Annotated in this window: 18 protein-coding genes and 2 tRNA genes; 9 read left to right on the top strand and 11 right to left on the bottom strand. The window is 72.6% G+C overall.

Translation table 11 applies throughout. The features are described 5' to 3' along the window. The first annotated feature begins 39 nt into the window (after nt 1-39). The 3 genes from ACFYXE_RS03610 to ACFYXE_RS03620 all read left to right on the top strand — a co-directional run bounded on the left by ACFYXE_RS03610 (nt 40) and on the right by ACFYXE_RS03620 (nt 2548). A tRNA-Met gene (locus ACFYXE_RS03610) sits at nt 40-113 on the top strand. Nucleotides 114-366: 253 nt separating this feature from the next. Then, nucleotides 367-2244: a tetratricopeptide repeat protein gene (locus ACFYXE_RS03615; protein ID WP_389308444.1), complete on the top strand. Its 1878-nt coding sequence runs from the start codon at nt 367-369 to the stop codon at nt 2242-2244. 230 nt (nt 2245-2474) lie between these two features. Next, nucleotides 2475-2548: transfer RNA gene (locus tag ACFYXE_RS03620), tRNA-Met, on the top strand. A gap of 99 nt (nt 2549-2647) precedes the next feature. Here the strand turns inward: ACFYXE_RS03620 and ACFYXE_RS03625 are convergent. From ACFYXE_RS03625 to ACFYXE_RS03640, 4 genes are all read right to left on the bottom strand, one after another. Then, nucleotides 2648-3790, bottom strand: coding sequence for an ABC transporter substrate-binding protein (locus ACFYXE_RS03625; RefSeq protein WP_389308447.1), 1143 nt, complete (start codon nt 3788-3790; stop codon nt 2648-2650). 10 nt (nt 3791-3800) lie between these two features. Beyond that, nucleotides 3801-4697, bottom strand: a complete 897-nt coding sequence (locus ACFYXE_RS03630; RefSeq protein WP_389308449.1) for an ABC transporter permease — start codon at nt 4695-4697, stop codon at nt 3801-3803. Next, complete coding sequence (locus tag ACFYXE_RS03635) at nt 4694-5470, bottom strand: ABC transporter ATP-binding protein (protein ID WP_389308451.1); 777 nt, start codon at nt 5468-5470, stop codon at nt 4694-4696. Before ACFYXE_RS03635 ends, ACFYXE_RS03630 begins: the two co-directional genes overlap by 4 nt. Before the next feature lie 147 nt (nt 5471-5617). Further along, nucleotides 5618-6034, bottom strand: coding sequence for a Fur family transcriptional regulator (locus ACFYXE_RS03640; protein WP_361167699.1), 417 nt, complete (start codon nt 6032-6034; stop codon nt 5618-5620). Nucleotides 6035-6159: 125 nt separating this feature from the next. Between ACFYXE_RS03640 and ACFYXE_RS03645 the strand changes: the two genes are divergently transcribed. Then, on the top strand, nt 6160-7629 hold the full coding sequence (locus ACFYXE_RS03645) for a catalase (RefSeq protein WP_389308454.1): 1470 nt from the start codon (nt 6160-6162) through the stop codon (nt 7627-7629). Between the two features lie 65 nt (nt 7630-7694). On the opposite strand, the gene ACFYXE_RS03650 is transcribed toward ACFYXE_RS03645, so the two are convergent. Together ACFYXE_RS03650 and hisN are read right to left on the bottom strand one after the other, a co-directional pair. After that, a complete protein-coding gene (locus ACFYXE_RS03650) occupies nt 7695-8102 on the bottom strand; it encodes a cyclic nucleotide-binding/CBS domain-containing protein (RefSeq protein WP_389308456.1) in 408 nt (135 codons plus the stop codon). A 209-nt stretch (nt 8103-8311) separates the two neighbouring features. After that, nucleotides 8312-9112, bottom strand: coding sequence for a histidinol-phosphatase (hisN, locus tag ACFYXE_RS03655; protein WP_361167707.1), 801 nt, complete (start codon nt 9110-9112; stop codon nt 8312-8314). A gap of 168 nt (nt 9113-9280) precedes the next feature. Here hisN and ACFYXE_RS03660 point away from each other — a divergent pair, with 168 nt between their 5' ends. Continuing rightward, nucleotides 9281-9886: a TetR/AcrR family transcriptional regulator gene (locus tag ACFYXE_RS03660; RefSeq protein ID WP_389308459.1), complete on the top strand. Its 606-nt coding sequence runs from the start codon at nt 9281-9283 to the stop codon at nt 9884-9886. Here ACFYXE_RS03660 and ACFYXE_RS03665 read toward each other — a convergent pair. Next, a complete protein-coding gene (locus ACFYXE_RS03665; RefSeq protein ID WP_389308461.1) occupies nt 9879-11561 on the bottom strand; it encodes an ABC transporter family substrate-binding protein in 1683 nt (560 codons plus the stop codon). The two genes, ACFYXE_RS03660 and ACFYXE_RS03665, sit on opposite strands and share 8 nt — an antisense overlap. Nucleotides 11562-11822: 261 nt before the next feature. On the opposite strand from ACFYXE_RS03665, the gene ACFYXE_RS03670 reads away from it, so the two are divergent. From ACFYXE_RS03670 to ACFYXE_RS03680, 3 genes are read left to right on the top strand one after another with little or no spacing between them, the layout of a single operon-like run. After that, a complete protein-coding gene (locus tag ACFYXE_RS03670; RefSeq protein ID WP_389308463.1) occupies nt 11823-12806 on the top strand; it encodes an ABC transporter permease in 984 nt (327 codons plus the stop codon). A 49-nt stretch (nt 12807-12855) separates the two neighbouring features. Next, nucleotides 12856-13722, top strand: coding sequence for an ABC transporter permease (locus ACFYXE_RS03675; protein ID WP_389308465.1), 867 nt, complete (start codon nt 12856-12858; stop codon nt 13720-13722). Then, complete coding sequence (locus ACFYXE_RS03680) at nt 13719-15788, top strand: dipeptide ABC transporter ATP-binding protein (protein WP_389308467.1); 2070 nt, start codon at nt 13719-13721, stop codon at nt 15786-15788. Before ACFYXE_RS03675 ends, ACFYXE_RS03680 begins: the two co-directional genes overlap by 4 nt. Before the next feature lie 16 nt (nt 15789-15804). Here ACFYXE_RS03680 and ACFYXE_RS03685 read toward each other — a convergent pair whose 3' ends face one another. The 4 genes from ACFYXE_RS03685 to ACFYXE_RS03700 all read right to left on the bottom strand — a co-directional run bounded on the left by ACFYXE_RS03685 (nt 15805) and on the right by ACFYXE_RS03700 (nt 19458). Then, nucleotides 15805-16128: a multidrug efflux SMR transporter gene (locus ACFYXE_RS03685; RefSeq protein ID WP_359348353.1), complete on the bottom strand. Its 324-nt coding sequence runs from the start codon at nt 16126-16128 to the stop codon at nt 15805-15807. A gap of 111 nt (nt 16129-16239) precedes the next feature. Continuing rightward, nucleotides 16240-17250 carry a ribosome small subunit-dependent GTPase A gene (rsgA, locus tag ACFYXE_RS03690; RefSeq protein ID WP_389308470.1) on the bottom strand — a complete coding sequence of 337 codons (1011 nt, stop codon included), beginning with the start codon at nt 17248-17250 and terminating at the stop codon, nt 16240-16242. Between the two features lie 17 nt (nt 17251-17267). Beyond that, nucleotides 17268-18593: a 3-phosphoshikimate 1-carboxyvinyltransferase gene (gene aroA, locus ACFYXE_RS03695; protein WP_361167717.1), complete on the bottom strand. Its 1326-nt coding sequence runs from the start codon at nt 18591-18593 to the stop codon at nt 17268-17270. Between the two features lie 142 nt (nt 18594-18735). Then, the gene (locus ACFYXE_RS03700) at nt 18736-19458 is read right to left on the bottom strand and encodes a M50 family metallopeptidase (RefSeq protein WP_361167841.1); all 723 of its coding nucleotides are present in this window, start codon (nt 19456-19458) and stop codon (nt 18736-18738) included. A 61-nt stretch (nt 19459-19519) separates the two neighbouring features. Here ACFYXE_RS03700 and ACFYXE_RS03705 point away from each other — a divergent pair, with 61 nt between their 5' ends. Beyond that, nucleotides 19520-20374 carry an SOS response-associated peptidase gene (locus tag ACFYXE_RS03705; RefSeq protein WP_389308473.1) on the top strand — a complete coding sequence of 285 codons (855 nt, stop codon included), beginning with the start codon at nt 19520-19522 and terminating at the stop codon, nt 20372-20374. The last annotated feature ends 1 nt before the right edge of the window (nt 20375 follow it).

A 20375-nucleotide genomic window follows, 5' to 3' on the forward strand; every position in this document is an offset into this window, starting at 1 on the left:
GCACCCTCCCCGCGCCGTGGTACGGTTTGGACACAACGGCGCGGGGTGGAGCAGCTCGGTAGCTCGCTGGGCTCATAACCCAGAGGTCGCAGGTTCAAATCCTGTCCCCGCTACTGCAAGGTGAAGGCCCGGATCCTTACGGATCCGGGCCTTCGTCGTGTGTGCCGGGCCGGACGCCGGCCGCGTGGGTGCCGGTGCCTGTCGTGTGCGGGTGGCCTATGCCAAGAAATGCGAACGGTGCTCGGTCGGGGGAGAGTTGGGAGAACTGTGTTTGACTTGTCTCTCTGTGGGCATGTCGACAAAACGCTGAAGTGACCTCACTGGCTGCGGTATTTCAGATGTACCCAGGTTGCGGGTGGTGCGACGATGGACGTTATGGGGGACAAGGCAACTCTGTTGGATACAGGGCGGTTTGTGCAGCCGGCCGACCGGGAGGATCCCGGGACGGCCGCCGACGAGATGCGCCATCGGCTGGCCGCCGAGGCCGGTGACGTGGACGCGATGAGCGTGCTCGGAAGTCTGCTGCTGCGCCGCGGTGATCTCGACGGTGCCGAATCTCTGCTGCGCGCGGCGACCGCCGAGGGCGACCGCGCCGCCGCCAACAACCTCGGCGTCCTGCTCCACCAGCGCGGGTACGCCGACGAGGCGGCCGGCTGGTGGCGGGTCGCCGCCGTGGCCGGGTCCGCGCCGGCCGCGCACGCACTGGGACGCCACCACCGCGAGCGCGGCGACGAGCCCGCCGCCGAGTACTGGCTGCGCCAGGCCGCCGAACAGGGCCACACCCTGGGGGCGTACGCCCTCGCCGACCTCCTGGAGCACCGCGGTGACGTCGGCGCCGAGCGCTGGATGCGGGTCGCCGCCGAGCGCGGCCACCGCGAGGCCGCGTACCGCCTGGCCCGCGCCCTGGACCGGCGGGCCGACACGGACCGCCCGGACCGTGCCGACCGAACCGACCGAACCGACCGAACCGACCGAACCGATCGCACCGCGCGGCCCGCGCGCGGCGAGCGGGTCGAGGGGGACGGCACGCGTTCCCCCGCCGACGAGGCCGAGCAGTGGTACCGCCAGGCGGCCGCCCGCGGGCACCGCAGGGCCGCGCTGCACCTCGGCGCGATCCTGGAGCGCCGCGGCGAGCTGAAGGAGGCCGGCCGCTGGTACCTCAACTCCGCCAAGGACGGGGAGTCCCGGGCCGCCTGCGCCCTGGGGTTCCTGCTCCGGGACGCGGGCGACGAGGAGAGCGCCGCCACGTGGTGGCTCAAGGCCGCCCAGGACGGCGACGGCAACGCGGCGAACGCGCTGGGCGCGCTGCACGCCGAGCGCGGCGAGACGCAGACCGCCGAGCGCTGGTACCGCGCCGCCATGGACGCGGGCGACGTGAACGGCGCGTACAACCTCGGGCTGCTCTGCGCCGAGCAGGGCCGCACCCCGCAGGCCGACCAGTGGTACCGCCGCGCCGCGTACGCGGGGCACCGCGAGGCGGCCAACGCGCTCGCCGTGCTGCTGCTCCAGGGCGGCGACGCGGCCGGTGCCGAGCCGTGGTTCTCCAAGGCCGCGGAGGCGGGCAGCGTCGACGCCGCGTTCAACCTCGGCATCCTGTACGCGAGCCGGGACGAGGAGAGTGCCGCCCTGCGGTGGTACGAGCGGGCGGCCGCCGCGGGCCACACCGACGCCGCGCTCCAGGTCGGCACCGCGCGGCTGCGCGAGGGCGACGACCAGGAGGCCGAGCGGCACCTGCGGTGCGCCGCGGGCGGCGGCAGCGCCGAGGCGGCGTACCGGCTCGGGACGGTCCTCGACGCGCGGCGCCCCCCGGCGGGGCCGCCGGTCCTCGGCGAGCCCGCCGCGGGGAAGACCGAGTGCGAGGAGTGGTACGAGCGGGCCGCCGAGATGGGGCACCGCCGGGCCCAGGTGCGGGTCGGCATGCTGGCGTCGGGCCGCGGCGACGTCGTGGAGGCCGCCCGCTGGTACCGCCTGGCCGCCGAGGCGGGCAGCCGCAACGGCGCGTTCAACCTCGGGCTGCTGCTGGCCCGCGAGGGCAGCGAGCCGGAGGCCGCGCTGTGGTGGACCCGCGCCGCCGACGCCGGGCACGGCCGGGCGGCGCTGCGGCTCGCCCTGCTCTACGCCCGGCACGGCCAGCTGGCCCAGGGGCAGCGGTGGGCGTCGCGCGCGGTCGACCTGGGGCCCGCGGAGGTCGCCGAGCGGGCGGGGCGGCTGCGCGAGGCCCTGCGCCAGGAGCTCTCCGCATGACCGCGCGGGGGCGGGCAAGGGGAAGGTCCGCCCCCGCGCAGGAGAGCCGCACAGTGCCCCCGCACAGTGCCTCCGCGCAGGAGCGCCGCACGGATGCGGTCAGGAGGGCCGCACGGATGCGGTCGGGAGCCCGCGCAGGTGCGGCAGCGCGTGGCCGGTGGGCGTCCCGCAGGCCCTGCCGGAACGAATTTGCGCTGGTCGCAGCCGTGACGTAGAGTTGTATTCACCGACGCGGGGTGGAGCAGCTCGGTAGCTCGCTGGGCTCATAACCCAGAGGTCGCAGGTTCAAATCCTGTCCCCGCTACTGAAACCGAAGGCCCGGAACCATCAGGTTCCGGGCCTTCGGCGTGCCCGGTCCCGGCGGCCGGCCCGTCGACCGGGGCCGGGCGGCACGTCGAAGGCGCTACTGGTGGCCCACCGCCTCCTCGTACAGCGAGCGGTCGACCGTCCGTGCCTCCGGGACCTTCTCGCCCTCGGACACGCCCGCCGCGCGGTAGGCGTCCTGCAGCCGGTCCGTCGTGCCCGCGCGGATCTCCCAGTCCATGCGGAGCGACGGGGTGGACAGCAGGACCTCCTCGTCCGTCTTGAGCAGCTTGGCCAGGTCCCTCGCGAAGGTCCTGTCGGCCTTGTAGTCGCCCGCGAAGTACGTGTTCACCGTGCGGATGTACGCGCGCAGCAGCGCGACCCCCGCGTCCGGATCCTTCTTGAGCAGGTTCGGGCCGAAGAGCAGGCCGCCCAGCGGCTCGCCCCGGGGCTGGCCGCCCAGAAACGCGTACCTGCGGTCGCCGTCTACCTTGCGCCAGACCGGGTCGAGCAGCCACGCCGCGTCGGTGCCGCCGTTCTGCAGGGCGGTGAGGACGTCCGCCGACCCCAGCTGCTGGAACCGGATCTCGTCGAGGCCGCCGCCGTGCTTCTTCAGGGCCTTGTTCATGGGGTACGCGATGACGGACCCCTTGCCGATCATCGTGCCGAGCTTGCGTCCCGCCATCGGGACGCGGGCGGCGCTCTCGTCCTTCTTGAGGCGGACCCACAGGCCGCTCTTGGAGCGGCGGTCGGGGGAGAAGTTGCCGGCGGTCCACCGGATGTCGAAGCCGCTGGTGATGCCGTTCATGACGGCGGCCTCCGGGGCTGCCCACTGGGCGTCCACGTCCCCCTTGGCGAGCAGGGGCAGGGCGTCCGGGGTGGGCAGCACCTTCAGCTCGACGTCCAGGCCCTCCTTCTTGAACTCGCCCTTCTCCACGGCCACTTGGAGCGGGGCGACGTACTCGGCGCTCAGGGTGCCGGTCGCGATGGTCAGCCTGCGCTTCTCGGGCAGGGGCCGGGGGGCGGGGGTGCCCGGGGCGCAGCGGGCCGGGGCGCGGTCGGGGTCCAGGTCGGCCGGGTCGGTCCAACTGCCCTTGCCGCAGCCGGACACGGCGGTCACGGTCCGCGGCCTCGCGGGTCCGTCCGCCTGGCCGTCGTCCGTGTCGTCGCTCTGCGCGCAGCCCGATGCGGCGAGCAGCGAGCCCGCCACGAGCAGCGTCAGGGCGGTGGTGCGGGTGCGCATGATGCCTCCGTCAGGACTGGCTGCGGCCGCGGTCGCGCGGTGCCCAGGGGGTGAGCAACCGGCCCGCGATCCGGACGAGTTCGGAGAAGACGACGCCGAGTACGGCGACGCAGACGATGCCGACGAACATCACGTCGTTCTGGAAGAGCGCGCGCGAGTCGAAGATGAGGTGGCCCAGGCCGTCCGCCGCCGCGATCTGCTCCGAGGCGACGATCACCAGGACCGCGACGCCCGCGGCGATCCGCGCGCCGACCAGGACGGCGGGCAGGGACGCGGGGAGCAGGACGTGGCGGAACATCTGCCAGGGCGAGGCGCCGAAGACCCGGCCCGCGTCGCGGTGGCCGGACGGTACGGCGAGGACCGCCGCCATCGTCGAGATCCAGACGAAGAAGAAGACGGTGGCGGCGACGAGTGCGATCTGCGGGCCCTCGCCGAGGCCGAACATGTTCAGGAAGACGGGCAGCAGCGCCAGCTTCGGGACGACGTAGAGGGCGTCGAGGGTGGGTTCGAGCGCGGCGCGCACGAGGGAGAGGGAGCCCATCAGGAGGCCGAGCGCGTAGCCGGTGACGGTGCCGATCGCGTACCCGAGGAGCACCCGCCGCAGGGTGGCCCACACGTCGGGCCAGAGCGCGCCGTCGGCGGCGCGCTGCCAGCCGTCCTCCAGGATGGTCTGCGGCGCGGGATAGACGCGGTCGTCGATCCAGCCCCGGACGGCGGCCAGTTGCCACAGCAGGACCAGCGCGAGCGGCACGCCGACGGCGAGCGAGAGCTCCAGGGCGCGGCGCCTGCGGTGGGTGCGCACGGGGTGCAGTTCCTGCAGGCCGGGCCTTCTGACCAGGAGGTCCTCGGGCGGGGCCGGGGGCGGGCCGGTGGTGGCCGCGGCGCGGTTCCTGTCCGTGGTCGTCATGCGGCCGCCTCCGTGCCGACCTCGGCCCGCAGCAGGTCCCACAGCTCGCTCTTGAGCGCGGCGAAGGCGGGCGTGGAGCGGATCTCGCCGCTGCGCGGGCGGGGGAACGGTGGGCGGCGCTCGGCGATGATGCGGCCGGGCCGTGCCGACATCACCAGGACGCGGTCGCCCAGGACGATGGCCTCTTCGAGGCTGTGGGTGATGAACAGGGTCGTGGTGCGGGTGGTCTGGGTGAGGGCGAGGAGCTCGTCCTGGAGGATGGTGCGCAGCTGGGCGTCCAGGGCCGCGAAGGGCTCGTCCATCAGCAGGATCTCGGGCTCCACGGCCAGCGCGCGGGCGATCGCCACGCGTTGGCGCATGCCGCCGGAGAGGGTGGCGGGGTAGGCGTCGGCGAAGTCGGCGAGACCGATCCGGCGCAGCCACTCGCGGGCCCGGGTGTCGGCCTCCCGGCGCGGGACGCGCTGGATGTCGAGGCCGAAGCGGACGTTGGCGAGGACGGTCTTCCAGTCGTAGATGCCGTAGTCCTGGAAGATCATCGCGACGGGGCGGCGGGCGGCCGTGCGGATGCTCAGGTCGCCCGCGCTGGGGCGCAGCAGGCCGGCGGCGATGCGCAGGAGGGTCGACTTCCCGCAGCCCGAGGGGCCGACGACACAGGTGAACTCGCCGGGGGCGACGTCCAGGTCGACGGGCCCCAGGGCGTGCACCGCCTCGGCGGCGCGGCCGAAGGTCCGGGTGACTGTGCGGGCTCGGAGTTTGGGGTGCGGATCTTCCACGGCTTCTCCTTGCGGAGGGCAGGGGATGTCGGGCGCGCAGAGAATATGACGGATCGTCAGATGCCGGAAGGGGTCGGCGGCGGCGGGCACGCCGAAGGCCCCCGGCGCCGTGCGGCGCCGGGGGCCTGTCGGGGCGTACGGGCGGGGCTACGCCGCGGCGCAGTTCGGGCAGACGCCGCGGTAGGTGACCTCGACGTCCTCGACCGTGAAGCCGAAGCGCTCGGAGTCGGGCAGGCTCGCCAGCGGGTTGCCCGTGGGGTGCACGTCACGGATCGCGCCGCAGCGGGCGCAGACCAGGTGCTGGTGGGGGCGGTGCGCGTTCGGGTCGTACCGCTTGGCGCGGCGGTCCGTCGAGACTTCGAGGATCTCGCCGAGGGTCACCAGCTCGCCCAGCGTGTTGTAGACGGTCGCCCGGGAGATCTCGGGCAGCTTGTCCGTGGCGCGGGCGTGCACTTCGTCCGCCGTGAGGTGGACGTGGTCCCCGTCGAGGACCTCGGCCACGACGCGCCGCTGCGCGGTCATCCGCCAGCCGCGTCCGCGCAGTCGTTCCAACAGGTCACTCATGAAGCCAGCCTAACAGCCAGGGGACCTAAGTCCCGAACGGATGTGACTTTGGATCCTTACTTGACTTAGACAGAGTCCATCGTAGGATCGAGTACGGAAAACGCCAAGGGACAGGACTTGCCGGTATGACGCAGGAGGCGCACGTGACGCAGGGACCGCTCACCACGGAGGCCGGGGCGCCGGTCGCCGACAACCAGAACAGTGAGACCGCGGGCGTCGGCGGGCCGATGCTCATCCAGGACCAGCTGCTCCTGGAGAAGCTCGCCCACTTCAACCGCGAGCGCATACCGGAGCGCATCGTCCACGCCCGCGGCGCGGGCGCGTACGGCACCTTCACGCTGACCCGGGACGTCTCGCAGTGGACGCGCGCGAAGTTCCTCTCCGAGGTCGGCAAGGAGACGGAGACGTTCCTGCGCTTCTCCACCGTGGCGGGCAACCTCGGCGCGGCCGACGCGGTGCGCGACCCGCGCGGCTTCTCGCTGAAGTTCTACACGGAGGAGGGGAACTACGACCTGGTCGGGAACAACACCCCCGTCTTCTTCATCCGGGACGCCATCAAGTTCCCCGACTTCATCCACACGCAGAAGCGCGACCCGTACACCGGCTCGCAGGAAGCGGACAACGTGTGGGACTTCTGGGGCCTGAGCCCCGAGAGCACCCACCAGGTCACCTGGCTCTTCGGCGACCGCGGCATCCCCGCCTCCTACCGCCACATGGACGGCTTCGGCTCGCACACGTTCCAGTGGAACAACGAGGCCGGCGAGGTCTTCTGGGTCAAGTACCACTTCAAGACCGACCAGGGCATCAAGACCCTCACCGCCGGTGACGCCGAGGTCCTCGCGGGCAAGGACCCCGACTCGCACCAGCGCGACCTGCGCGAGGCCATCGAGCGCGGCGACTTCCCGACCTGGACCGTGCAGGTGCAGATCATGCCCGCGGCCGACGCGGCGACGTACCGCTTCAACCCGTTCGACCTCACCAAGGTGTGGCCGCACGCGGACTACCCGCCGATCGAGATCGGCAAGCTGGAGCTCAACCGCAACCCGGAGAACATCTTCGCCGAGGTCGAGCAGGCCATCTTCAGCCCCGCGCACTTCGTGCCGGGCATCGGCCCCTCGCCCGACAAAATGCTCCAGGGCCGCCTCTTCGCGTACGGCGACGCCCACCGCTACCGCGTCGGCATCAACGCCGACCACCTGCCGGTGAACCGCCCGCACGCCACCGAGGCGCGCACCCACAGCCGGGACGGCTTCCTCTACGACGGACGCCACAAGGGCGCGAAGAACTACGAGCCCAACTCCTTCGGCGGCCCGCACCAGACGGACCGGCCGCTGTGGGCGACCACCGCCGTCTCCGGCGGCACCGGCAACCACGAGACGCCCTCGCACGCCGAGGACGACGACTTCGTGCAGGCGGGCAACCTCTACCGCCTGATGTCCGAGGACGAGAAGGCGCGCCTGGTCGAGAACCTCGCGGGCAACATCGCGGGCGTCTCGCGGGACGACATCGCCGAGCGGGCGATCGACAACTTCCGCCGGGCGGACGATGACTTCGGCAAGCGGCTGGCAGCCGCGGTCCAGGCCCTGCGCGGCTGACCAGTACCTCTTGTCGTCGAAGAGCGGCGGGCCGGTTCCCCACGGGGGCCGGCCCGCCGCCGTGTTCAGCCCGCCAGAGTGGCGGTGCGCGCCGCGCGCCGGTCGGGCGCCCAGCAGCGGATGATGTCGCGGACCGAGACGATCCCGGTCGGTTCGTTGTGGTCCATGACGATCAGGTGCCGGAAGCCGCCGTGCGACATGGCGTCCGCGGCGTCCTCCAGCGTCCAGGCCGGGGTGGCGAAGACGATCTCCGTCGTGGTGTGCGTTCCCGCGGTCTCCAGGTCCGGGTTCTGGCCGGTGGCCAGGGAGTTGAGGATGTCCCGCTCGGTGAGAATGCCGAGGCCGCAGGTGTCGGGGTCCAGGACGACGGCGGCGCCGACCTTTCGGGCCGACATCAGCCGGGCCGCCTGGCGGAGGGTGTGGGCGGGGCCGATGGTGAGGACCATCGAGCTCATGGCGTCGCGGACGAGCATGGGCGTGAGCCACCTCCTTGGTGAAACCGCGGCCTCCCGGTGGGCGAAGGATTGCCTCCGCTACCTGCTGGAGAACGGATTCACAAGTTCACAAGTGGGGGGACTCTCAGAGTCGCAGCCCCGCAAGACCCCAGCAAGGGGGCGTGCGCGGTCAGTTCAGGGCGTACGGGATCCGGGCCGTGCCGTCGTCGGTGTCGCGGGCGCCGGGGTCAGTAGCGCTGGTTGAGGTAGCCGAGCAGCTCGTCGTGGAGCAGGCCGTTCGACGCGGCCGCGTTGCCGCTGTGCGGGCCGGGCCTGCCGTCGAGGCCGGTGAAGGTGCCGCCCGCCTCCGTCACCACGATCGCGGTCGCCGCCATGTCCCACAGCGAGAGCTCCGGCTCCGCGCACAGGTCGACCGAGCCCTCGGCGACCATCATGTACGGCCAGAAGTCGCCGTACCCGCGGGTGCGCCAGACCGCGCGCGTGAGATCCATGAAGCCGTCGAGGCGGCCCTGCTCCTCCCAGCCGGACAGCGAGGAGTACGCGAACGAGGCGTCCGAGAGCCGCGGGACCTTGGAGACGTGCAGCCGGGTCGCCGAGGTCAGACTGCGGCCCGTGTAGGCGCCGCCGCCCTTCGCCGCCCACCAGCGGCGGCCGAGCGCGGGCGCCGAGACGACGCCGACCACCGGCTGGTAACCGCCCTCGCCGGCCTCCATCAGGGAGATCAGGGTGGCCCACACCGGGACCCCGCGGACGTAGTTCTTGGTGCCGTCGATCGGGTCGATCACCCAGCGGCGCGGACCCGTGCCCTCGACGCCGTACTCCTCGCCGAGGATCGCGTCGCGCGGCCTGGCCCGCTGGAGGTTGCCACGGATCAGCTCCTCGGCGGCCTTGTCCGCCTCGCTCACCGGCGTCATGTCGGGCTTGGTCTCGACCTTCAGGTCGAGCGCCTTGAACCGGTCCATGGTCGCGGCGTCGGCGGCGTCCGCGAGGACGTGGGCGAGACGCAGATCATCGTGGTAGTCGGGCATGGGTGAACAGTATCGATCTCGTTCGGCGCGAGCCACAGCGCCGTGTCGCGGGGCGCCGGGACCCGGTCCCCGCCGGGCCGTGCCCGACAGTGCTCCGGAGCTATTGACAGTGCTGCCGAGCGCGTCAACTCTGGCACGGGAGCCGTATCGGGCCCGGGGAGGCCGGCGATGCCTGCAGCACGGGAATCCTTACTGGACGCGGCGTACACGGCACTCGCGCGCCGTCCGTGGCCCGGCGTCCGCATGGTCGACGTCGCGGCCACCGCCGGGGTGTCCCGGCAGACCCTCTACAACGAGTTCGGCAGCAAGGACGGCCTCGCCCGCGCCCTGCTGCGGCGGGAGACCGACGGCTATCTGCACGGCGTCGAGCGGGCCCTGGCCGAGGAGCGCGAGCCCGCCGACCGGCTCGCCGCCGTCGCCGCCTGGACCGTCGGCGCCGCCCGGGGCAACGCGCTGGTGCGGGCCGCGCTCACCGGCTGCTGGAGCGAGCGGCTGCCCGCGCCGAGCCGGGCCGCCGGATCGACCTCCCCGGTGCCCGCGCAGCGCCGCGCCGACGCGGGGGTGCCCTCGGCGCCGGAGCTGCTCGTACTGGTGCGGGACCGCGCGGTGCTCGCCCTCGGCGGCCGGGGCCGGGCCAGGGACCCCGAACTCGCCCGCGCCTGCGAGAGCGCGGTCCGCCTCGCCCTGTCCTACGTGGTGGCGCCCGCCGGGAACGACGACGACCCCGCGGAGCTGGTCCGCGGGGCCATCGGGCGCTGGGTGGGGGCTACTTGACCCAGCCGACCTTCAGGTAGTCCCGGTCCGCCAGGCCCTCCGCGCCGAAGTTGGCGAGGCCCGCGCGGACGGCGTAGACCTGCGGGCGCTGGTAGAGCATGAAGGAGTGGCCGAGCTTCCAGATCTCCCGGTCGGCCTCGTTGTAGAGCCGGACCGACTCGGTGCGGTCCGTGGTCCGCGCGGCCTTCGTGAGCAGCTCGTCGACCTTCGGCGAGCCGACCGAGCCGAAGTTCTGGAAGAGGTTCCTGCCCCGCGGCTGCCGGTAGGTCGCGTACGCCATCGAGAGGTACACCTGGTCGACGTTGCGGAAGCTCACGAGGTCGAAGTTGCCCGTGTTGACGTACTTGTTGAAGAAGTCGTTCGCCGGGACCTTCTTGATGTCGACCCGCACGCCTACCGCGCCGAGCTGCTGCTGCACGATCTGCGCCTGGTCGACCGCGGACGAGACCGCGTCCGCGTCGAGCACGTAGTCGAGCACGAGCTTCTGGCCGCCACGGCTGCGCGTGGCGCCGTCCGCGCCCTTCCAGCCGGCCGCGTCGAGCAGCTTCTTCGCCTTCCCGGGGTCGTACGTTGCGTACGACCCCGAGTTCTTCCGGTACCCCTCCTGGTTGGGCATGAAGAAGTGGCTGTCCAGGGTCCGCAGTTCGAAGCCCAGGTCCTTGGCGAAGGAGGTGTTGATGCCCTTGCGGTCGATCGCGGCCTGCAGGGCGTTGCGCACCCGCACGTCCTTCAGGGCGCCGTGCGCGCCGTTGAAGGTGATGTGCACCTCGTCCCAGCGGGCACCCCGGCGGATGTCGGTGTTCTTCGCCTTCGCCAGCCGCTTGTAGTCCTCGGGCAGGATCGCGTTGGTGTAGTCGATCTCGTTGTTCAGGTACGCGTCGGTCTTCGCGCGGGTGTCCATCACCCGGAAGACGATCGAGTCCAGCTTGGGCCGCGCGCCCCACCACTTCGGATCGGGGACCGCCGTGATCGTCTGCCCCGTCCTGTCGTACGTGCCGAGCTTGAAGGCGCCACCGGAGACCGGCGTCCGGTCCGCCCAGCCGCTGTTGAACTTCTTCGGGCTGTCGATGTACGCCGCCGGGTACAGCGGGTCGAAGAGGCGCTGCCAGTCCGCGTACGGCTTGTCGAAGGTGACCCGGACGCCGTGCTCGCCCTTGCCCTTCCCGACCCGGGATATCTGGTCGTAGCCGGAGGTGTCGACCGCCTCGTACGCCGGGTCCGAGCCGTTCAGGGCCTTCCACTGGGCCGCGAAGTCCCGCCAGGACAGCGGCTTCCCGTCCGACCACCTGGCCTTCGGGTTCAGCTCGTACTCGACGACCTGCGGGCTGGTCGACACCACCTTGGCCGAGGTGAGGAAGTCCTTGTTGAGGTGGTGGGCGCCCTTGGCGTCGGAGGTGAACAGGTCCGGCAGGACCAGCGAGATGATCGACTGGGCGTCGCCCTGCTGGCCGTCGACCTGGTTGATGTTGTACTGCGTGATCCACTGCTCGATGCCGATGCGCAGCGAGCCGCCCTGCTTGAGGTCGCTCAGCGGGCGGACGTTGATGTCCTGCCCGTCGGCCGCGGGGCCCGCCTGCTTCCTGGCCGCCTTGTCGCCGCCGGACGAACCGCAGCCCGCAAGCGCCAGGGTGGCCGAGAGGGCGGCTGCTGTCGCGAGGACGGTGGATCTGCGCATGGGTCTTCCTTCGGGCGTCGATCGCCGCCCGAGGTCGTCGGGCGGCCGTGGCTGCGGGGTGCGGGGTTCCGGGCCGACCGTAAGGCCCCGTGATCACGTTCGGACGGGAGTCGACAGCACTGCCATGTGCTCTTCATGTCGCGGCAACAGTTGGTGATCATGCTGGTCCAGGTACGCCGACGATCTCGGTGTGCACGCCGATGACCTGCACGTTCCGGTGCCTGGCCCGGCCCCGGACACCCCGACTGGAGGGCGAGTACGTTGTCGGCCTACCTGGCCAGGCGCCTTGGCTACTACGTGGTCCTGCTCCTGGCCGCCGTCTGCCTGTCCTACCTGCTCGCGTCGTACGCGCTCGACCCGCGCGCGTACTACGAGGGCAGGCAGCCGCCGCTCTCGCCCGCCTCGGTCGACCACCACCTCACCGCGATCGGCGTCAACGACCAGGAGCCGCTGCTCGGCCGGTTCACGACCTGGGCCGGCCACGTGCTCCGCGGCGACCTGGGCCGCACCATCGACGGCCAGCCGGTGGGCGAGGAGTTCGGGCGCCGGCTCGGCGTCAGCCTGCGGCTGCTGGTCGTGGGCACCCTCGGCGGCACCGTGCTCGGCGTGCTGATCGGCGCCTGGACGGCCGTGCGGCAGTACCGGCTCTCCGACCGTGCCGTCACGCTCGTCTCCTTCGCGCTCCTGTCGACGCCCGTGTTCCTGCTGGCCGTGCTGCTCAAGACCGGGGCGATCTGGTTCAACCAGACCACCGGCACCGACGTCATCCAGTTCACCGGCGAGAAGAGCCCCGGCGTCGACTCCGGTGTGCTCGCCGTCCTGCGGGACCGCGCGGTCCACCTGCTCCTGCCCACGGTCTCCGTGGCGCTCGGCGCCCTCGCCGGCTACAGCCGCTACCAGCGCAGCGCCATGCTCGACGTGCTCGGCTCCGACTATCTGCGCACCGCGCGCGCCAAGGGCCTGACCCGGCGGGCCGCGCTCCTCAAGCACGGCCTGCGCACCGCGCTCATCCCGATGTCCGCGTTCTTCTCCTACGGCTTCCTCGCGCTGTTCACCGGCGCCACCTTCACCGAGACGATCTTCGGCTGGCACGGCATGGGCGAGTGGTTCATCGGCTCCATCAACAAGAACGACGTCAACTCCGTCGTCGCCGTCAACATCTTCGCCGCCGTGGTCGTGCTGCTCTCCGGCTTCCTCGCCGACCTGCTGCACGCCGCGCTCGACCCGCGCGTGCGGCACGCGTGAGCGCGCCCGCCCCGCGCCGGCCGGGGAACGACCTGAGGGGAACGGTCCGATGACCGCCGTCCGCACGCGCCGCTTCCTGCGCGACCCCGGAGTGCTCACCGGAGCCACCGTGCTGGTGCTGCTCTTCCTGCTGGCCTTCGCGGGACCGTACGTCTGCGGCTGGAGCTACAGCGAGATCGACTACACCGCGCTGCGGTCCGGGCCCTCGGCCGAGCACTGGTGGGGCACCAACCGCATCGGCCAGGACGTCTTCGCGCAGACCGCGAGAGGACTCCAGAAGTCCCTGGTCATCGGCCTGCTGGTGGCGTTCTTCGCGACCGGCGTCGCCGCCCTCGTGGGGGCCTGCGCCGGGTACTTCGGGGGCTGGGCCGACCGGATCCTGATGTTCCTCGTCGATCTGCTCCTGGTCTTCCCGGCCTTCCTGGTCATCGCGATCGTCTCGCCCCGGCTGAAGAGCGGCGGCTGGCTCGCGTTCGTCGGGCTGCTCGCCGTCTTCGGCTGGATGATCACCGCGCGGGTGGTGCGGTCGATGACGCTCTCCCTCAAGGAGCGCGAATTCGTGCGCGCGGCCGTGTACATGGGCGTCGGTCCGTTCCGGATCATCCGGCGGCACGTCCTGCCCAACATCGCCTCCTTCCTCATCATCGACGCGACCATCGCCGTCGGCGGCGCCGTCATGAGCGAGACCGCGCTGTCCTACTTCGGCTTCGGCGTACAGCCCCCCGACATCTCGCTCGGCACCCTCATCGCCGACAACACCGCGGCGGCCCTCGGCTACCCGTGGATGTTCTTCTTCGCCGCGGGCCTCCTGGTGCTGTTCGTCCTCGCGGTCAACCTCGTCGGGGACGGGCTGCGGGACGCGCTCGACCCGACGTCCCGCACGCAGCGCGCCGAGCGCCGGAAGGACCACCGATGACGCCTGCGCCCGATCCCGGGACCGTGCTCCGGGTACGCGACCTGACCGTCGACTTCGGCGGCTCCCCGGCCGTCCGGGGCGTCGGCCTCGACCTGCGCCGCGGCGAAGTCCTCGGCCTGGTCGGCGAGTCCGGCTCCGGCAAGTCGGCCACCGCCCTCGCCCTCCTCGGCCTGCTGCCCGACCACGCCACCGTCGGCGGCTCCGTCCGCCTGGACGGCACCGAACTCCTCGGCGCCCCCGACCGCGAGCTCTCCCGGGTGCGCGGCGGACGCATCGGCATGGTCTTCCAGGACCCGCTGTCCGCGTTCACGCCCGTCCACCGCATCGGCGACCAGATAGCCGAGGCCGTCCGCGCCCACCAGGACGTCTCCAAGGAGGCGGCGCGCGAGCGGGCCGTCGAGCTGCTCGACCTGGTCGGCATCCCCGAACCCCGGGCCAGGGCGCGGTCGTTCCCGCACGAGTTCTCCGGCGGCATGCGCCAGCGCGCGATGATCGCCATGGCCGTCGCCAACGACCCGGACGTGATCCTCGCCGACGAGCCGACCACCGCCCTCGACGTCACCATCCAGGCCCAGGTCCTCGACGTGCTGCGCACCGCCCGCCGCGAGACCGGCGCCGCGCTGCTCCTGGTCAGCCACGACCTCGGGGTGATCGCGGGCACGGCGGACCGGGTCGCGGTGATGTACGCGGGCCGGATCGTGGAGACCGCGCCCGTCGACGAGCTGTTCCGGCGGCCCCGGATGCCGTACACCCTCGGGCTGCTCGGCGCCGTGCCGCGCGTGGACGGCGCGGGGCCCGCGGTCCTGGTGCCGGTGCCCGGCGCGCCGCCCGCCCCCGCCGAGCACCCCGGGGGATGCGCCTTCGCGCCGCGCTGCCCGCTGGCCCAGGACCGGTGCCGGGACGGCGGGCCGCCCGCGCTCGCCGCGGCGGCCGAGGACCACGAGGTGGCCTGCGTACGGTCCGCCGAGATCGCCGCACGCGGGCTCGGACCGCTCGACGTCTTCCCGGTGCCCGAGCCGCCGCCGACGGCACGCGAGGAGCCCGCGGCCGACGGGGACCGCGCCCCCGTGCTGCGCGTGCGCGGCCTCACCAAGACCTTCCCGGTGCTCAAGGGCGCGGCCTTCAAGCGCCGGGTCGGCAGCGTGTACGCCGTCGACGGCGTCGACCTCGACATCCGGCGGGGCGAGACCCTCGCCCTGGTGGGCGAGTCGGGCTCGGGGAAGTCGACCACGCTCTTCGAGCTGCTGAACCTCGCGGCGCCGCAGGGCGGTGACATCGAGCTGTTCGGCCGGCCGGTGGGGGAGCTGACCAAGGGGGAGCGGCAGGCGGCCCGCGGCCGGGTGCAGATCGTCTTCCAGGACCCGCTGGCCAGCCTCGACCCGCGGATGACGGTCGGCGACATCGTCACCGAACCCCTGCGCGCCCAAGGGGCGTCGAAGCGGGACGCCGCCGCGCGGATCCCGGGACTGCTGGCCCAGGTCGGCCTCGACCCCGCCCACGCGACCCGCTTCCCGCACGAGGTCTCCGGCGGCCAGCGCCAGCGCGTCGGCATCGCCCGGGCGCTCTCCGTCGAGCCGGACCTGCTGGTCCTGGACGAGCCGGTGTCGGCGCTCGACGTCTCGGTGCAGGCGGGCGTGCTCAATCTGCTGCAGCGCCTCAAGGCGGAGCTGGGCCTGGCGTTCCTCTTCGTCTCGCACGACCTGTCCGTGGTGCGGCACATCGCCGACCGGGTGAGCGTGCTCTATCTGGGGCGCACGGTCGAGACGGGGGCGGTCGCCGACGTCTTCGAGCGGCCCCGGCACCCGTACACCCAGGCCCTGCTCTCCGCGGTGCCCGTGCCCGACCCGGTCCGGGAGCGGGACCGCACCCGGATCCTGCTGGCGGGCGACCCGCCGAGCCCGACCCGGCGCCACGACGGCTGCCGGTTCCTGGCCCGCTGCCCCGTCCACGCGGCGCTCGGCGACGCCGCGGACAGGGAACGCTGCGCGCGGCACGAGCCGGTGGCCCCGCAGGACGCCGGGCACACGGCCGCCTGCCACTTCCCCGCGGTCAGGGAGGTGGTCTGACGGCCGGGAGGGCGGCTCAGTGCGCGGAGCCGGACAGCTGCAGGCCGATCACGCCCACGATGACGAAGGAGATCGAGACGAGCTTGAGCGTGGAGACCAGGTCGCCCAGGAAGATCATCCCGTAGATCGCGGTGCCCGCCGCGCCGATGCCCGTCCACACCGCGTACGCGGGACCGACGTCCAGCTTGCGCAGCGCGAGGGTCAGCAGGCCGAAGCTGCCGAGCGCGAAACAGGCGAAGGCGATGGTGGGCCAGAGCCGGGTGAAGCCGTGCGACAGCTTGAGACAGACCGCGAAGCCGGTCTCGAGAATCCCGGCCACGATGACCAGCAGCCACGCCATGTCCATGCCTCCCGTACTCGTCCACGATCCGCGGCCGCTTCGTCTGGCTTGAATCCGGCTTGGTGCGATTATGCATTTACCTTTGCCGTCGGGGCGCAAACAACGGGGAGGTCAGTCGCCGTCGCGTCGCTCCCGCGTTGCGAGCAGCCTGCGCAGTGAGTACAGGCGGGCCGGGTCCGCGTGCCCCTGGGCGACCCACGCGTCCAGGGCGCAGTCCTTCTCGTCGTGGCTGCAGCCGCGCGGGCAGTCCGCGGTCCCCGGCTCCAGGTCGGGGAAGGCGAGGATGACCCGGGACGGATCGACGTGGTGGAGCCCGAACGACCGCACGCCCGGGGTGTCGATCACCCAGCCGTCCGCACCCTCCAGAGGGAGCGCGAGGGCGGAGGTGGTGGTGTGCCTGCCGCGGCCCGTGACCGCGTTGACGTGCCCGGTGGTGCGCCGCCGCTCCTCCGGTACGAGCGCGTTGACCAGCGTCGTCTTGCCGACCCCGGAGTGCCCGACGAAGGCGGTCACCTTTCCGTCGAGCAGCTCGTGCACCCGCGCGAGCTCCGCGCCGTCGGTGAACTCCTCGCGGCTGGTGACGACGTAGGGGATGTCCAGCGCCGCGTACGTCTCCAGGATCTTGTCGGCGGACGCCAGGTCCGACTTCGTCAGGACGAGGACGGGCTCCAGGCCGCCGTCGTACGCCGCCACGACGCACCGGTCGATCAGCCGCGGGCGCGGCTCGGGGTCGGCCAGGGCGGTCACGATGGCGAGCTGGTCGGCGTTGGCGACGACCACCCGCTCGTACGGGTCGTCGTCGTCGGCCGTGCGCCGCAGGACGGAGGAGCGCTCGCCGATCCGCACGATCCGCGCGAGTGTGTCCTTCTTTCCCGACAGGTCCCCGACGACCGCGACCCGGTCGCCGACCACCGCGGCCTTGCGGCCCAGCTCGCGGGCCTTCATCGCCATCACGGCGCGGTCGTCGACCAGGACGGTCAGGCGGCCCCGGTCGACGGTGAGGACCATGCCCTCGGCCGCGTCCTCGTGCTTGGGCCTGATGTGGGTGCGCGGGCGGTTGCCCTTGCGGTTGGGACGGACGCGGATGTCGTCCTCGTCGGGGTTCTTGCCGTAGCGGCGCATGGTTCTCGATCCGCCCGTCAGTTCCCGAGCATCCCGGTCCAGAGGTCGGGGAAGTCCGGGAGGGTCTTCGCCGTCGTCGCCACGTTCTCGATCTGCACGCCCTCCACCGCCAGGCCGATGATCGCGCCCGCGGTCGCCATGCGGTGGTCGTCGTAGGTGTGGAAGATGCCGCCGTGCAGCCGGCGCGGGCGGATGTGCAGCCCGTCGGCGGTCTCGGTGACGTCGCCGCCCAGTTCGTTGATCTCCTTGGTGAGCGCGGCCAGCCGGTCGGTCTCGTGCAGCCGCAGGTGGGCGACGCCGCGCAGCGTCGAGGGGGAGTCGGCCAGGGCCGCGACCGCCGCGATGCCGGGGGTGAGCTCGCCGACCTCGCTCAGGTCCACGTCGATGCCGTGGACCGCGCCGGAGCCGGTGAAGACCAGGCCCTGCTCGGTCAGCTCGCAGGAGCCGCCCATCTCGGTGAAGATCTCGCGCAGCGCGTCGCCGGGCTGGGTGGTGCGGGCCGGCCAGTCGGGGACGGTCACCGTGCCGCCGGTGACCAGCGCGGCGGCGAGGAAGGGCTGCGCGTTCGACAGGTCGGGCTCGACGGTCAGGTCGCGGCCGAGCAGGGCGCCGGGGGTGACCCGCCACACATTCGGCTCGCCGCCCGACTCGGGCTCGTCGACCTGGGCGCCGACCGCGCGGAGCATGTCGACCGTCATCCGGATGTGCGGCATGGACGGCAGGGCGCCGCCCACGTGCCGGACCTCGACGCCCTGGTTGAACCGCGGGCCCGAGAGCAGCAGGGCGCTCACGAACTGGGAGGAGGACGAGGCGTCGATCTCGACCGGACCGCCGTCCAGGGCGCCGCCGCCGTGCACCGTCAGGGGCAGCGCGCCGGGGCTGCCCACCGACGCGTCGTCGATGCGGGCGCCGAGCACGCGCAGGGCGTCGATCACGCCGTGCAGGGGGCGCTCGTACGAACGGGGGTCGCCGTCGAAGCGGATCGGGCCGTCGGCGAGGGCGGCGACCGGGGGCAGGAAGCGCATGACCGTGCCGGCGTTGCCGACGTCGACCGTGGCCGGGCCGTTCAGACGCGAGGGGATCACGCGCCATGCCTCGCCCGAGCCGTCCGGGCCCACGCCCTCCTCGATGCCGACGCCCATCGCGCGCAGGGCGCCCGCCATCAGCAGGGTGTCGCGGGAGCGCAGCGGGCGGCGCAGCCAGCCCGGCTCGGCGGCCAGCGAGGCCAGGACCAGCGCACGGTTGGTGACCGATTTCGAACCGGGGACGTGGACCGTCGCGGTGACGGCTCCGCTTGCGTGCGGGGCGGGCCAGAGGGCGGTGTGCGCCGGGGTTTCGGTCATGCCTTCACTTTAGTGGCTGCGCGTGACCGGGAATCTTGATCAAATGTGGCGAAATCGAGGCGAAACCCGGAAGCGGGTCGGGCGAGGCCGGCCACGGCGTCCCCGCACGCCGGAATCCACGGGGCCCGGGGGCCGGCACCGCTCAGAGACCGAGCAGCCAGCGTCCGCCGCCCATCAGCGAGCAGAGCGAGACGGCGTGGAAGAGGAAGAGCCACAGCCCCGCCGGGACGTGCGTGAGCCGCGCCAGCTGGTCCGCGTCCGAGTCGCCCGCACCCCCGCGCCGGCGCTTGGACTGCAGCTCGAAGGCCGGACGCACGCCGCCGAGCAGCAGGAACCACACCACCGCGTACGCGAACGACGCCTGGACGTCGGTGGCCGCAAGCCAGGAGACGAGCAGGAAGGCGCCGCCGGTGAGGATCACCGTCAGCGCGCCGTACGCGTTGCGGATCATCACCAGCATCACCATGAGCAGCGCGGTCGCGATCCACAGGAACGCCGTGATGCGCCCGGAGGCCAGCAGCGCGGCGCCGCCGAGACCGAGCAGCGGCGGGGCGGTGTAGCCGGCGGCCGCCGTGAGGATCATGCCGAGGCCGCTGGGCTTGCCGCGGGAGACGGTCAGGCCCGAGGTGTCGGAGTGCAGCCGGATGCCGTCCAGCCGGCGCCCGGTCAGGAGCGCGACCAGGCCGTGCCCGCCCTCGTGCGCGATGGTGATCGCGTTGCGGGCCACGCGCCAGACGCTGTGCGGGACGACGACGGCGAGCGCGATGACGCCGGTGGCGATCACCAGCCACTGCTCGGGCGCGGCCTGTGTGCCGAATACCCGGTCCCAGAGGTCGGTCAGGCTGGCGTTGGCGGTGACTTCCATTGCTGGTGCCATGGTCGGGACCGGCTCCTCTGGTCGTACGGGGTCTGGCAGTCTGGCACGTATGTGCGGACGGTATGCATCCAGTCGTAGGCCCGAGGACCTCGCCGGGGTCTTCGGGATCGAAGTGGGGGTCCCCCCTGCCGGCGCGGAGTCGCAGGCTGAGGGGAGGGAGCCCGGGGAGGCTCTGGCACCCGACTTCAACGTGGCGCCCACGAAAGAGGTCTACGCGGTCCTCGACCGTCCACTGAAAGACGCCGACGACCCGCGTCCGGTTCGCCAGCTGCGCGTCCTGAAGTGGGGACTCGTGCCCTCCTGGTCCAAGACGCCCGAGGGCGGCGCCCGGATGATCAACGCCCGCGCGGAGACCGTCCACGAGAAGCCCTCCTACCGCAAGGCCTTCGCGTCCCGGCGCTGCGTGCTGCCCGCCGACGGCTATTACGAGTGGGTGACCGCCCCCGAGGAGCGGCAGCTGGAGGTCGAGGGCAAGAAGAAGCGGCCGCGCAAGCAGCCCTACTTCGTCACGCCCGCCGACGGCTCGGTCTTCGCCATGGCCGGCCTCTACGAGTTCTGGCGGGACCGGACGCTGCCCGACGAGCACCCCCTCGCCTGGTGGGTGACGTGCACGGTGATCACCACGGAGGCGGAGACCACGCCCCTGGCGGCGGCCCCCGAGGAGGGCCCCGCCTCCCTCGCCGACATCCACCCGCGCATGCCGCTGATGCTCACCCCGGACCGCTGGGACGCCTGGCTCGACCCCTCCCGCACGGACGTCGAGGACCTGCGCACCCTGCTGGAGCCGCCGCCGCACGGCCTGCTGCGGGCCTACCCGGTGTCCACCGCCGTCAGCAACGTCCGCAACAACGGCCCGGAGCTGCTGAAGGAGCTGGACGGACCCGAAGAGGGCACACTCTTCTGAC

It is taken from the genome of Streptomyces sp. NPDC002564 (assembly GCF_042889645.1).
Taxonomy (GTDB): domain Bacteria; phylum Actinomycetota; class Actinomycetes; order Streptomycetales; family Streptomycetaceae; genus Streptomyces.

Coding starts and splice junctions, on each gene's coding strand:
- ACFYXE_RS03660 (WP_389308459.1), top strand. CDS start 9,281: ATGCCTGCAGCACGGGAATCCTTACTGGACGCGGCGTACACGGCACTC.
- ACFYXE_RS03685 (WP_359348353.1), bottom strand. CDS start 16,128: ATGGCGTGGCTGCTGGTCATCGTGGCCGGGATTCTCGAGACCGGCTTC.
- ACFYXE_RS03680 (WP_389308467.1), top strand. CDS start 13,719: ATGACGCCTGCGCCCGATCCCGGGACCGTGCTCCGGGTACGCGACCTG.
- ACFYXE_RS03630 (WP_389308449.1), bottom strand. CDS start 4,697: ATGACGACCACGGACAGGAACCGCGCCGCGGCCACCACCGGCCCGCCC.
- ACFYXE_RS03625 (WP_389308447.1), bottom strand. CDS start 3,790: ATGCGCACCCGCACCACCGCCCTGACGCTGCTCGTGGCGGGCTCGCTG.
- ACFYXE_RS03705 (WP_389308473.1), top strand. CDS start 19,520: ATGTGCGGACGGTATGCATCCAGTCGTAGGCCCGAGGACCTCGCCGGG.
- ACFYXE_RS03665 (WP_389308461.1), bottom strand. CDS start 11,561: ATGCGCAGATCCACCGTCCTCGCGACAGCAGCCGCCCTCTCGGCCACC.
- ACFYXE_RS03615 (WP_389308444.1), top strand. CDS start 367: ATGGACGTTATGGGGGACAAGGCAACTCTGTTGGATACAGGGCGGTTT.
- ACFYXE_RS03645 (WP_389308454.1), top strand. CDS start 6,160: ATGACGCAGGAGGCGCACGTGACGCAGGGACCGCTCACCACGGAGGCC.
- ACFYXE_RS03640 (WP_361167699.1), bottom strand. CDS start 6,034: ATGAGTGACCTGTTGGAACGACTGCGCGGACGCGGCTGGCGGATGACC.
- ACFYXE_RS03700 (WP_361167841.1), bottom strand. CDS start 19,458: ATGGAAGTCACCGCCAACGCCAGCCTGACCGACCTCTGGGACCGGGTA.
- ACFYXE_RS03675 (WP_389308465.1), top strand. CDS start 12,856: ATGACCGCCGTCCGCACGCGCCGCTTCCTGCGCGACCCCGGAGTGCTC.
- ACFYXE_RS03650 (WP_389308456.1), bottom strand. CDS start 8,102: ATGCTCGTCCGCGACGCCATGAGCTCGATGGTCCTCACCATCGGCCCC.
- rsgA (WP_389308470.1), bottom strand. CDS start 17,250: ATGCGCCGCTACGGCAAGAACCCCGACGAGGACGACATCCGCGTCCGT.
- aroA (WP_361167717.1), bottom strand. CDS start 18,593: ATGACCGAAACCCCGGCGCACACCGCCCTCTGGCCCGCCCCGCACGCA.
- hisN (WP_361167707.1), bottom strand. CDS start 9,112: ATGCCCGACTACCACGATGATCTGCGTCTCGCCCACGTCCTCGCGGAC.